The organism is Acinetobacter sp. Marseille-Q1623, assembly GCF_902809895.1.
Taxonomy (GTDB): domain Bacteria; phylum Pseudomonadota; class Gammaproteobacteria; order Pseudomonadales; family Moraxellaceae; genus Acinetobacter; species Acinetobacter piscicola_A.
In genome coordinates this window covers 1,141,309-1,153,786 of sequence record NZ_CADDWG010000001.1, presented here as the reverse complement: position 1 = coordinate 1,153,786, position 12,478 = coordinate 1,141,309, and the positions used below count along the sequence as shown (strand labels likewise).

Genomic DNA, 12,478 nt, shown 5'->3' with positions numbered 1-12,478 from the left:
TGCTTAAAATTAATGTGTTGAGTTCACTGTGTACAAATGGGCAAACGCTTTTAATAAGCGCAAAGTATCATCGGCTTGATGAATGAAAATCGTTTGATCATCAATCTGAATCAATTTTTCAGTCACAAAATAATCTAAAATATGCTTGATTTCTACACTGATTTCATCGGCTTGCCATTTCAAGAAGTACATTTTTTGTAGTTCAGGATATTGTTGTAAAGCCGCATTAAACAATTCGTCTTTACTGATTTTTTCAATGTATGGCTCACTTTGTGCCGTTAAAATATGAGCAATCAGTGCAGGTAAAAGCAAGGTATGCAGAATATTATTGCTAAAATATTTAAGCAAAGCCTCTTGTTGGTTACACACTTTAAGCCAACGTTCATTATCATGTTCAATAAATTCAACTTGTTTAAGTTTAATTGCATACTGAATAATTTCATGGTTTGAAAGCGCTGTGATTTGCATTCTTTCATCATAGACATGATATTTAAGTAAATTTCTAAACTGTTCTAGTCGTAATAAAACATCACGCTCAGCCAAAGCATGTGTTGGCGCATTCAGTAAAATAGTCGCAATTAAATTTACAGGGTTAATGACTGCGGCTTTATTGATGTTTTCTAAAATTTCATCGGCAACTTCATTGACTGTAATTTTGACCGATGAAGGTAAATCTTCCTCTAAACCGACATGTTGAGGGACTTGGTTCTTGTCTAAAATGGGTTTGAGAAATACGGGTTCACCAAAATTAACATGCACCATTCCAAATACTTTTTCGATTTTTTGCATCGATTTGAGTAAACCAAAGAGTGATTCGGACTGTTTTTTCTGCCCACCCAGTTCTTTAATATAAGAAGAACCTTCGATCAGTTTTTCATAGCCAAAATAGGTTGGAATAAAGGCAATTGGTTTACTGTTGCCACGCAAATGACTTTGAATGGTCATTGCCAACATGCCTTTTTTGGCAGGAAGTAATAAACCTGTACGAGAGCGTCCACCTTCAATAAAATATTCTAAAGGGGTATTACGGCTGAGTAGGCTATGTACATATTCTTTAAAAACAGCTGTGTAGAGTGCATTACCACTAAAACTGCGACGAATAAAATAAGCACCCGCCCCACGCATGAGTTGTCCCACGACAGGCATATTGAGGTTAATTCCTGCGGCAATATGCGGCACCATCAAGCCACGTTTATAAATCACATAGGACAACAATAAATAGTCAATATGGCTACGGTGGCATGGTGTATAAACAATTTCATAATCTTTAGCCAGTTCACGCACGACTTCAAAATTATGTACCTGAATGCCATCGTAAAGCTGCGTCCAAAGTTTGGTCAGGGCAATTTCAGCAAAACGCAACGTTGAGTATGAAAAGTCAGAAACGATTTCATCTAAATACTTTTTCGCTAATGCTTCAGCGTCTTGCACACTTATTTTTTTATGAATACTTTCAGTTAAAACAGCTTCTTTGATCACATCTGAGGTGAGTAATTTGTTAATCACATTACGGCGGTCAGAAAGATCAGGCCCTAAAATGGCTTCTTTATATTGATTAAAAGACTGGTTAAGTTGTTTAACGACATAATGCGCAGGTGCAAAGTTTGGTGCGACTTCTAAAGCACTATTGATTAATGTACGTAGTGAAATGGCTTGATGAAACTCAATATAATTTTCGCGACCATATAAGGTGATATTTAACGCTTGTTTAATCCCTGTCGGTTTGGTCCAAGCATCTGCCATTAATGCTTTGTACCAACTGTCTTCATTTTCAGGCGCACGTCCCCACAAAATGGTGACAGGAACAAATAAAATATCTTCCTCTTTATGCTTTAATAAATACTCCACTAACCGTATTAATTTATCTGGATAATAAGCAGAGGCATTGTGGGTCGAGGCTTCTAGTACTAAAAAAGAATCATCCTCTTGGTGTTCCTTGAGCCTAAGCGCAGAAAAAGCAGAATGTAAGCTGCGTTTCTCTGTTTCATTATCAATCAGAACTTTATTTGACGTTGAATTGTCTTGAATGACATAGCAAATCGGGAGTTGTTTCGCATCTTGTTCTTTTAATGTATTTTCTAAGGCTTGTGTATCACCAAGCACTTGAGGGCTGACAATTTTATCTAAAACTTTTTTGGTAAATTGGCGATAAAATTTTTGATAAGCATTGTTTGCCATATAAATCTCAACACGATGTCTTTATGCTGACTATTATGGGCTAAAGTGAAGAAAAATGTATAAAAGAATTTATATATAGATGGGTACATCAACAGAGCATCAATATTTAAGAAAATATTCTGTTTTAATAAAGGGGATAAAATAAATCGATGAGGCAAACATTGTATAAAACTAGGCATTTGATTTTTATCAAATAAACTATTCACAAATTTTTATAAATAAATCACTTTACGGAATATCAACGATACAACAAAAGGCGTTATGATAGTGCTATATAAATAAGATGATTGATAAATTAAGGATAGCGCATGGCGACTGATACTCATTTCCCACAAACTGAAAATCTAGGCATTGCAGTCTATGCCAACAACGCAGATGCAATTGGTAATACACCATTGGTACGCATTAACCGTTTAGCAGCGCATGGTGCAACTATTTTAGCCAAAATTGAAAGTCGTAATCCTGCATTTTCTGTGAAAGACCGTGTTGGGGCAGCTTTGATTGAAGATGCTGAAAAAAGTGGAAAACTGAAAAAAGGTATGCATATCGTAGAACCAACCAGTGGTAATACAGGGATTGCATTGGCGTATGTGGCTGCTGCAAAAGGCTATGACATTACCTTAACCATGCCTGCAAGTATGAGTATAGAGCGCCGTAAAGTGTTGAAAGCACTTGGTGCGAATTTAGTGCTGACTGAACCTGCAAAAGGCATGAAAGGCGCAATTGATGAAGCTGTACGTTTAGTGACAGAACATCCTGAACAATATTATTTGCCGCAACAATTTGAAAATCCTGCCAATCCAGCTATTCATGAGAAAACCACAGGTCCAGAAATTTTTGCTGCAACAGGCGGTAAAGTTGATATTTTAGTCGCAGGTGTGGGGACGGGTGGAACCATCACGGGTATTTCACGTTATTTTGAGCAAGTGAAAAATCAGCCTATTTACTCTGTTGCTGTTGAACCTGCGGATTCACCAATCATTGGTCAAGCCAAACGTGGAGAAGCACTTACTCCTGGACCTCATAAAATTCAGGGAATTGGTGCAAACTTTATTCCTAAAAATTTAGACTTAGACTTAGTCGATGAAGTCATTGCCATTGAAAATCAAGAAGCGATTGATTTTGCACGTCAGTCAGCGACACAAGAAGGTATTTTTGTAGGAATCTCAAGTGGTGCAGCATTGGCAGCAGCAGCAAAATTGGCTGCACGTCCTGAAAATGCAGGAAAAACCATTGTTGTTATTTTACCTGATGGGGGGGAGCGTTATTTATCGTCTGTGTTGTTTGAGGATATTTCTGCAGAATAACGCATATTGAGTAAAATCATCTGAATTTTACATCGTATTTTTTATAAGAACCAAGGCATTTGACCTTGGTTTTTTTATGCATTCTCAAAAATATTTTATTTAGGAGCAAACACAGTATAGAAAGGATTGAATCAGGGCTATTTTTTAGAGTGGTTTTGATGACTTGTACGAGCAAAATCATGAAAATATGTTGAGAATAAGGCTAAAAATGTGACAGAATGCCCAAAAAATTAGTCGCTATTTCTACAAAATAAGCTGATTAAAAATCATTCATTTAAAGAAAAATCGGGGAAGTTATGTATACAGCTGAATTATTGCAAGAAGCACAACGCTATATGTTTCACATGCTTAGTAAAGTGGTTGAATTTGGCGGTTCAGATCTGTTTATTTCGGCAGATTTCCCACCCAGTATTAAGCATCAGGGCTTGATGAAATCTCTAGGGCAACCAGAGCTCACAGCAGAAAAAGCTAAACTTTTTGCTTATAGCCTGATGAATGCCAAACAACGTCAAGATTTTGAAACAGAACTTGAATGTAATTTTGCCATCAGTGTACCTAACGTTTCGCGTTTTCGAGTCAATGTTTTTCAACAACAATTACAAGTCGGTATGGTGATTCGTACCATTACTGCTGAAATTCCAAATTTTACCAAACTGAAATTACCTGAATCACTGAAACATGTGATTATGGAAAAACGTGGCTTGGTCCTTGTGGTGGGTGGGACAGGTTCAGGAAAGTCGACGTCATTGGCAGCGATGATTGACTATCGTAACGAAAATTCAGCAGGGCATATTATTACGGTTGAAGACCCTGTGGAATATGTGCATAAGCATAAAAAATCGATGATTACCCATCGTGAGGTTGGTGTAGATTGTCATACTTGGCACAATGCATTGAAAAACACCTTACGTCAGGCGCCCGATGTCATTTTAATTGGTGAGATCCGTGATACAGAAACCATGGAACATGCCATTGCTTTTGCTGAAACAGGACATTTGTGTTTAGGTACTCTGCATGCAAATAATGCCAACCAAGCTTTAGACCGTATTATTAACTTTTTCCCTGAAGAGCGCCGTAATCAGCTGTTAATGGATTTATCATCAAATATGAAAGCCATTATTTCACAGCGTTTGATTCGCACTGAAAATAACGATGGACGTAGAGCAGCAGTTGAAATTTTACTCAATACACCTTTAATTTCCGATGTGATCTTAAAAGGTAATTTTCATGAAATTAAAGAAATCATGACCAAGTCGCGTGAGCTTGGTATGCAAACTTTTGATCAGGCATTATTTGATTTATACAATGAAGGTGCGATTAGTTATGACGAAGCACTGAGAAATGCAGATTCAACCAATGAATTACGTTTACAGATTAAGTTAAAAGCTACACGAAATCAGCAAAATGGGGCATCTACAGCGACCAGTTTAAGTATGTTGCATGAAGTCGAAGCAGCTGATGAAGATGAAAATGCTGCTGAATAATTGAAATGCTATGTCAAGGTATAAATCACTGTGATGCTATACCTCGATATTTCATAATAGAGAGTTTATGGGCAAATTTATTATTTTTAAAATTAACACTTCATAAAAAATTCAGCTAAACTTTAGGAAATTTTTTCATAAAATAGAACGTAACGATGTATAAAAAAACATATTCTTTTCTTGGTGGTGCATTGCTTGTTGCGCTCATTACACAAAGCTTTGCACATGCTGTAGAAATTGACACCTCTGCCATCACAGGAGAGTGGGAATGTACACAAATTATTAAAAATAATAATGTGATTATAAAATCGAATGACCAATATTATGAAAATGGAACCTATTTTTCCGACTCAAAAATTCAATTTGGCAATGAGAAGAAAACCATTCATACCAGCATGAAAACAAAAAGTGCTTGGGCGCTTGATCAAGATCAAATGCTTGTTTTTACTAAGACTAAATTGTTAAAAGTAGATTCTGATGACAAAACTTATGAACAAGCACTGAAAAAAGAATATGAGCAGTACCCAAATGCAGCGGCGCAAATTGCAGCGTTAAGCAAAAATAAAATGATATTGCAAGTGATGAAGCCTTTTAAGGTTGTAGAACCGATTGAATGTATGAAAAAATAATCAAGCTTATTCTGTCTATGAAAAATAAAAATCGAGGTTAATGCCTCGATTTTTTGATTCAACTTGCGGCATGAAAAAACCGAGTACATAGACTCGGTTTTTTCATCATATTTTAAAATATTATTTTTCGACGAATGCACGTTCGATCACATAGTCACCGAGCACACCCATTTTAGGTGATTCTTTTAAGCCATGCTGATCAAGCAATGCTGCAACATCATCAAGGAAAGCAGGGCTACCACAGAGCATTGCACGGTCAGTTTCTGGGTTGAAACGTGGTAAACCAATTTTTTCAAATAATTGACCAGTTTCAATTGCAGTGGTTACACGACCTTGGGTGTGGAATTCTTCACGTGTCACTGTTGGGTAATAGATTAATTTTTCTTTTGCACCCAATTCTGAGAAAAATTCATGGTTAGGAACTTCATTTAAAATTAAATCTTGATATGCCAATTCTGAAATAAAACGAGTGCCATGCACTACAATGATTTTTTCAAAACGCTCGTATGTTTCAGGATCACGAATAGTAGAAAGGAACGGCGCAAGACCTGTGCCTGAAGACAATAAGTATAAGTTTTTACCCGGATTTAAATCATCCAATACCAATGTACCTGTTGGTTTTTTGGAAATTAAAATGTCATCGCCTACTTTTACTTTTTGTAAAATAGAAGTTAAAGGACCATCAGGTACTTTGATTGAGAAGAATTCAAGTTCTTCTTCATAGTTAGCACTTGCGATTGAATATGCACGCATTAAAGGCTTACCATTCACTTCAAGCCCAATCATCACAAATTGACCATTTTTAAAACGGAGTGAAGTGTCACGTGTTGTTTTAAAACTGAATAAAGTGTCATTCCAGTGGTGTACGTGAGTAATCTTTTCGACGTTGAAAGCAGCCATTAAAGGTCTCAATAAATTATCAAATTAGAACAGCTTACTATTCTAATCTAAAATCATTCTCGATAAACTGAATATATTTAATTGAGCTTATCAGAAAAAGTGATTATGTCTGATCTTTGTTTACCTATAATTGGTTATATGCATTCACCTTACCAAGAAAAATTTGGTATTCCTCGCCAACCGAACTTAGTTCAGGTTGAATCTTATATTGAAATGCAAGCACCCTATAATGACCTATTGGCTTTTGAAGGAATTGAAGCATTCAGTCACTTATGGTTGGTTTGGCAATTTCATGAAAATAAAAATAGTAATGAAAATCATAAATTTAGAGCACAAGTTAGACCGCCGCGATTGGGGGGGAATCAAAAAATAGGGATCTTTGCCACACGGAGTATGTATCGTCCTGCACCAATAGGTTTGTCTGTAGTACAACTTAAACATGTGAAAAAAGTTGGAAAATCGCTACGGGTTTATGTGACAGGCAGTGACTTATTAGACGCTACACCGATTTTGGATATTAAGCCTTATATTCAGTATTCCGATGCAATCATGGATGCAAAAAGTGGTTATGCTCAGCAAGAACCAGATCGAAAAAAAGTTGTTTGGTCTGAAAATGTACAATTGGCATTCAAGCATTTACTGAAAATACAGAAAATCACCCCACAAATGCAAAATGAACTTGAGCAAGTGTTGTCTTTAGACCCTCGTCCAGCTTATCAAGATGATGAACATCGGATTTATAAAATGAAATTTGCGGGTTTAGATGTAAGTTTTACGGTACAACAAGATATTGTGCATGTCGTGGATCTGATTGCTGTTGTTTAAAGCAAAAAATTGCAAATCAAGATGTCAAAAATTTAAGATTGAAAATAGACAATACTTTTACGTGCCATTTTCAATCTTATAATATTTTACTTAAAGAGAATAATTAGTATCAGGATCACACTGATTCCAATTAAAAACCGATTGATCCATTGCGCTGTTGTTAAAGGCTGATCAGCTTTTTGTATAACCCGTCTACGCGAACTGCTGCTATTTAATTGTGCAATCTCTGGTTTTTCTGCGGTTGCTCGATCAAAGTCTGCGGCTAAACCCAATAACCATTCTTCAACGTCAGGGTCAGTTTTATCTAAAGCGTGCACGGGGGATGCATAAAAGCGCATGGCATCTTTAAATGAGCTTTCATCCATTTGCAATTTAGCGACTTCCACCAAATAGAAAAAAGCTTGTTTAGGATCTTTTTCAACATATTTGCCGTCAGCATGAAAATGTGCCATCAATTGCATGGCTTCAGGGTCATTATTGATGATTAAGCTAGAAATAATCCCAATGGCTTGTTGGCTTTTCTCTGGGTCATCTTCACTGCTTGCTAAAATGTCGAGGGCTTTGAGTAGGGCAGGATGACTGACCTCTGGCAATTCTGTAACAGAAGTATTTTCGAGCTGTGCTTTATTTTCTTGAGCGGCATTTTCCTGAGAAGTATTTTCTAATGTAATGGACGGTTTTGGCGTTTCGACCATTTTGATTGGGTATAAGGTTTGAAGTGCTGAGTTAAATTCATCGCTTTGTGTGTCGTTGAATAAAAAACTCGCTGGTTTTCGTAGAATATTCTCTTGGAAATGTGCTTGCCAAAATGACTGTTGGGTAAAGCTGTCTTGAAACTCAAAAGCATTTTGGTAAAAGGTTGTCATTGCTGCATCAAATTGTGCGAGTGATAAATTAGAAGAGGTGTATTGAACCACTGAGTAAATATGCTCAATTTTATTGTCAGCAGTCTTTGTATAAGGAATGACTAAACTGACTGTGGTTTCTATGGGAGTATAGATTTGTATTTTTAGATAAATTGCATCCGTACGCCCTGTGGGTAGATAGGCGTGAATATCTTCACAAAACAGTTGAAATGGATAACCGTGTGGGTTCTGTTCAAGTTCAGCAAATGCAAGCTCTCGTGGATTGTCTTGCATGAGTTTGATAATTTGAACTTTATGGTCTTTACTAACCAATAAGCAGGGGTCTAAACTTGACCCATCAAGCATGAAACTGGCATAAGCTGCTAAAAAACCAGCATGTTTAAATGCTTGGGTAATATTTGCAGTGATTTCAGGTTGTTGTATATCTTTTAAAGCTGAAGGGAAATACACCAAACTTTGCGTGGAAAGATCAATGTATTTTTGCACATATGTTAAACAACTCTGAACGGGCTGCTTAGCGTCAAATAAAATAGCAGTCAGTACCGACATTGGATAAGAAATTTGATTTTGGAAGACAAAGACTTGTGCAAGTTCATAGCGAAACTCTTCATCATCCTCTTGACTGAGTAATGCTTTATATTCTTCAAAACTAAACCATTTCACGCTACTCAACGTTTGATGGGCAATCGTTGTCCCTAAATAATAACTGAGTGCAACTAAGAAGTTTAATTTCTCTTTGTCCTGCATAAAGGTTGCATAGCCTGCTTCATTGAGTTGTTCATACTGACGAATGCGGTTGAGCAGGAGATCAATTTTTTGCAGACTCACTAAAGAAAAATCAAAGTCTATTAACTTGGTTGCTTGATGATAAGCATTGCCATCTGATAGATAGCGATGTTGTTGTAGCGCTTGAATATATTCAGCACAATTTTCATTGATATTTTGTGTATGATTTTTTTCAATAATACTTTGGCGTAAATGAACATAACTGAGACATGTTTTTTCAGCATTTTCACCGTGATGCAGAACATCTGCAATAACAGCTAAAGGTAAGCAAACTTGATGATTGATCAAAGCGACCATTGAACTAAAAAAGTCGAGAGGAAGTTCATAATCTGAAGGTAAAATTTTAATCGCTTCGTGATAATTGTACCATTCCACAGGATAATGGGTTCTTTGCGCAAGAACATCACAAAGATAAGAAATCAACATCATCAAAAAATTTAACCCATCTCGTTGCGTTACTAGATCATTAGGGCGGACATTTTGATGATGTAAAGCAATTAACAAGGTATCAATGTCGTGTAAACTTTCATCACTAAAATCAGGAGTAATTTTAAACAGTGCTTCGGCATACTTTAAACCCAAAGGTGGCAATTTTTTTTGATAAAAATATTGCAACAAACCTTGCATATCTTGTTGAGTTTTACGGTTCATGATGGTCTAGATTATTGGTTTTTTGAAAGATTATCATAAATAAAAATAGTGCTGTAGCGATTCGCTTTTTTAATTGCAATATATTTTAAATCCATATGCTCTTTTCCGACTTATTTCATGTGAAAGTCATAAAAAGGCTGAAAAATAATGACTTTTAAATGTTAAATAACGCTCGAAAGTCTGTAATCAAAACTTGCATAGGAAGGGATCCTAATGAACCTAAATCTAATTGATATAAAGTCAAATCATGCTGATGCTGGGAAATGAAATAGCCTAAGTTACCTTGTTGTCCAACCATTAAAAAATTTGCTTCAAAATTTTGTATTTGATAGGTTTGATTACGTTCTATTAAGTCAAAACAATTGTAAAAACAGATATATATTTCCTCTTGTTCATATTCATCGAAATATTCAACTTCAAACATTGGACATTCTTGGATGTGTTCAAGGAGGATTTGTTGATATGTATCTGAGATTGGAAATTTCCAATAGCTTTCAATGTCTTGAATTTGGTTTAAAAGTATGGAGTTCATTTATGTTGTTCACGTGGGGCAGATTTTTTGAAATGAAAATATTTATTTTCTAAGCACTAATAGAATAACCAATAAAAAACTGCACTTGGAAGAAGAAATGAAAATAAAAACCAACTGCTTGAGTATTTATATTGATCATAGGTTTTCTTCAAATTTAACGAATAAAGAAAAATGCAGATCGTGATACATAAATAACCAAAAATACATTTGATTATTTTATCTGCATATTTTTCTAAAGATAGATTTAATTTTTTAATCCTGATCTTGATCTATTTTCATCAGCATCTCAAAATTATTCGATATTTAATATTTCAAAATCTGCATATTGCTGGATCGTTTCTGCATTGAGTTCATAAATTGCATCTAAAAAAGCGACATTAAAACTACCTACAGACTGCGTTTTGCTAAAAGCCAGTTTTCCTGCAATGGCAAAATGAACATGTGCAGAAAGTGTTGCAATTGTGGGGGTAGAAACAGCACTATAGGCTGCAATTAATGCACCTAAGGCACAACCTGTTGCTGTGATTTTAGGTTGTAAATCACTACCACCATTGACTTGAATCACGGCATTGAGTTCTTTTGATAAAATAAAATCGGACTCACCTGAAATCGCAACACATTCACAATGTGCCAACAGGGGAATGGCTTGTTGATAAACCTCATGACTAGCAATACTGCTATCTACACCTTTTGATTGAACTTGATTTCCTGCTAGACCACTGATTTCAGAGGCATTGCCACGAATGATCGTGGGGTGTAATAACAATAATTCATCGACCATGGCACTGCGCCATTTTAAAAATGCACCATACCCCACAGGGTCAAGCACCCAAGGTGTTGATTTTGCAGCAACGGTTTGTGCTGCAATTTTTATGGCTTGCATTTGCTCAGAAGTCGGTGTCCCTAAATTAATACTGAGTGCAGCCGCAATATTGGCAAAACTTTCTGCTTCAAAGGGATTATCAATCATGGCAGGTGAAGCGCCTGCTGCCAAAAGTACATTCGCTGCATAATTTGCTGCAACACTATTGGTAATACAATGCACAAGTGGTTGTTGCATTTGTAATTGTGTCCACGCCGTGATGACTTCTGCTCGTAATGTATCTGTTTGAATCAGGGTTGGAGTAGATTGAATCGTGTGAATATTTTCAAGCTGATTCATATGCATTCCTTATTTGGTAAAATAGTGATCTTGATGCTTACAGCGATTACAGAAAGTCGAGATTGAATGATGATCATCATATTCAATACTTAAATCTGTAGATCCACAATGCATACAATTAAACTTTGAGAAAAATTCCATACGTGGTTTGATATTTTGCCAAATCACAGGAATTGTTTGTGCAACATAGTTTTCGTCAAGTTTAAGTAAGTGAAATAAAAATATTTGACTGACACGACTAAAATGTAAATCGTAAGGACGAGGTAAAGTCGAAATTTCAAATTTTTTATGAATTGAATTTTTTCGGTATTCCTCTAAGGTTTTACGCAGTTTATTGGTATTATTAAAATCAGTATTGAGTGGATCAAGTGCTGTTTTTTGTGAGTGTAAATAATCTAATGCAGTTTGCACCATATAATAGATTTGCCCCAACGATAAATAGTTGAGTAAATAATCGCAATATTCTTTAAATTTTTTATTCCCTGCAAATTTAACCCCTAAGCGTTTACAATAATATTGAGTGAATTCTAAAATTTCATGATAGAAAATAATAAATAGCGTGCTATGTACTTCTTCAGCTTGTTGAAAAGGTGCACCATATTTAAAATCTTCAAAAAACCATTGTCTTAACTTTTGATAGATTGTATATAATGAAGGTTCTAAAAAACGATCCACACGGACATTAAGATAAAAATCATGTTCATTGTCTTTTAATGTCACCATTTTCTTTTTTGTAATGACATTGTATTTCTCTAAACGATATAAAATCGTATTTTGGAGAGAATATGTTGAGGTAACTTTTTCCCATTTTATTTTTTCAAAATTAATACATTCATTTTGAAAATGATCATTTAAAATAATTTTATCTAAAATGGCCAACAAAAATAATTTATCAATTAAATATAAGCTAGAAAGGTTTCTGACATTGAGTACCTTTTTTGGGGTGATTTTTGTTTTTGCTTCGAGTAATGCTTGAGAGCAGGCTTGACATTGGCAGTGGACTAAATCTGAATCTGAAATTTTATGCTCACAATGAGTACATTCAAAATATTCTACAGGTTCATCATTCAATTCCGCTGATACAAGAAACATTGATGCTTTGCAAAGCGGGCAAAAACTGCTTTCGTCATGTTCTTTTTGCAAGATCAGTAAAGCCAT

At 35.5% G+C, this 12,478-nt stretch carries 10 protein-coding genes; 4 read left to right on the top strand and 6 right to left on the bottom strand.

All coding sequences use genetic code 11. The features are described 5' to 3' along the window. Positions 1–9 precede the first annotated feature (9 nt). Entirely contained in the window at positions 10–2,178 is a 2,169-nt protein-coding gene (gene plsB, locus HUV91_RS05475; protein ID WP_174492794.1) for a glycerol-3-phosphate 1-O-acyltransferase PlsB, read from the bottom strand. Between the two features lie 308 nt (positions 2,179–2,486). Between plsB and cysK the strand changes: the two genes are divergently transcribed. The 3 genes from cysK to HUV91_RS05460 all read left to right on the top strand — a co-directional run bounded on the left by cysK (position 2,487) and on the right by HUV91_RS05460 (position 5,598). Further along, positions 2,487–3,485 carry a cysteine synthase A gene (gene cysK / locus HUV91_RS05470; RefSeq protein ID WP_130073704.1) on the top strand — a complete coding sequence of 333 codons (999 nt, stop codon included), beginning with the start codon at positions 2,487–2,489 and terminating at the stop codon, positions 3,483–3,485. A gap of 296 nt (positions 3,486–3,781) precedes the next feature. Then, complete coding sequence (locus HUV91_RS05465; RefSeq protein WP_174492793.1) at positions 3,782–4,969, top strand: PilT/PilU family type 4a pilus ATPase; 1,188 nt, start codon at positions 3,782–3,784, stop codon at positions 4,967–4,969. A 155-nt stretch (positions 4,970–5,124) separates the two neighbouring features. Continuing rightward, positions 5,125–5,598 (top strand): hypothetical protein, encoded by a 474-nt coding sequence (locus tag HUV91_RS05460; protein WP_174492792.1) that lies wholly within the window; start codon positions 5,125–5,127, stop codon positions 5,596–5,598. A 120-nt stretch (positions 5,599–5,718) separates the two neighbouring features. Here the strand turns inward: HUV91_RS05460 and HUV91_RS05455 are convergent, their stop codons facing one another. Then, positions 5,719–6,498, bottom strand: coding sequence for a ferredoxin--NADP reductase (locus HUV91_RS05455; protein ID WP_130073701.1), 780 nt, complete (start codon positions 6,496–6,498; stop codon positions 5,719–5,721). Positions 6,499–6,603: 105 nt separating this feature from the next. On the opposite strand from HUV91_RS05455, the gene tsaA reads away from it, so the two are divergent. Then, positions 6,604–7,323 (top strand): tRNA (N6-threonylcarbamoyladenosine(37)-N6)-methyltransferase TrmO, encoded by a 720-nt coding sequence (tsaA, locus tag HUV91_RS05450; RefSeq protein WP_174492791.1) that lies wholly within the window; start codon positions 6,604–6,606, stop codon positions 7,321–7,323. Positions 7,324–7,409: 86 nt separating this feature from the next. On the opposite strand, the gene HUV91_RS05445 is transcribed toward tsaA, so the two are convergent. The 4 genes from HUV91_RS05445 to HUV91_RS05430 all read right to left on the bottom strand — a co-directional run bounded on the left by HUV91_RS05445 (position 7,410) and on the right by HUV91_RS05430 (position 12,412). Beyond that, a complete protein-coding gene (locus HUV91_RS05445) occupies positions 7,410–9,626 on the bottom strand; it encodes a sel1 repeat family protein (protein WP_174492790.1) in 2,217 nt (738 codons plus the stop codon). A gap of 154 nt (positions 9,627–9,780) precedes the next feature. Next, on the bottom strand, positions 9,781–10,158 hold the full coding sequence (locus HUV91_RS05440; protein WP_174492789.1) for a hypothetical protein: 378 nt from the start codon (positions 10,156–10,158) through the stop codon (positions 9,781–9,783). 292 nt (positions 10,159–10,450) lie between these two features. Beyond that, positions 10,451–11,320: a hydroxyethylthiazole kinase gene (gene thiM, locus HUV91_RS05435; protein WP_174492788.1), complete on the bottom strand. Its 870-nt coding sequence runs from the start codon at positions 11,318–11,320 to the stop codon at positions 10,451–10,453. 9 nt (positions 11,321–11,329) lie between these two features. Beyond that, complete coding sequence (locus HUV91_RS05430; RefSeq protein ID WP_174492787.1) at positions 11,330–12,412, bottom strand: hypothetical protein; 1,083 nt, start codon at positions 12,410–12,412, stop codon at positions 11,330–11,332. Positions 12,413–12,478: the final 66 nt, after the last annotated feature.

Excerpts from the sequence above, each read along its gene's own strand:
- plsB (WP_174492794.1), bottom strand. The coding sequence starts at position 2,178 with ATGGCAAACAATGCTTATCAAAAATTTTATCGCCAATTTACCAAAAAA.
- cysK (WP_130073704.1), top strand. The coding sequence starts at position 2,487 with ATGGCGACTGATACTCATTTCCCACAAACTGAAAATCTAGGCATTGCA.
- HUV91_RS05465 (WP_174492793.1), top strand. The coding sequence starts at position 3,782 with ATGTATACAGCTGAATTATTGCAAGAAGCACAACGCTATATGTTTCAC.
- HUV91_RS05460 (WP_174492792.1), top strand. The coding sequence starts at position 5,125 with ATGTATAAAAAAACATATTCTTTTCTTGGTGGTGCATTGCTTGTTGCG.
- HUV91_RS05455 (WP_130073701.1), bottom strand. The coding sequence starts at position 6,498 with ATGGCTGCTTTCAACGTCGAAAAGATTACTCACGTACACCACTGGAAT.
- tsaA (WP_174492791.1), top strand. The coding sequence starts at position 6,604 with ATGTCTGATCTTTGTTTACCTATAATTGGTTATATGCATTCACCTTAC.
- HUV91_RS05445 (WP_174492790.1), bottom strand. The coding sequence starts at position 9,626 with ATGAACCGTAAAACTCAACAAGATATGCAAGGTTTGTTGCAATATTTT.
- HUV91_RS05440 (WP_174492789.1), bottom strand. The coding sequence starts at position 10,158 with ATGAACTCCATACTTTTAAACCAAATTCAAGACATTGAAAGCTATTGG.
- thiM (WP_174492788.1), bottom strand. The coding sequence starts at position 11,320 with ATGAATCAGCTTGAAAATATTCACACGATTCAATCTACTCCAACCCTG.
- HUV91_RS05430 (WP_174492787.1), bottom strand. The coding sequence starts at position 12,412 with ATGTTTCTTGTATCAGCGGAATTGAATGATGAACCTGTAGAATATTTT.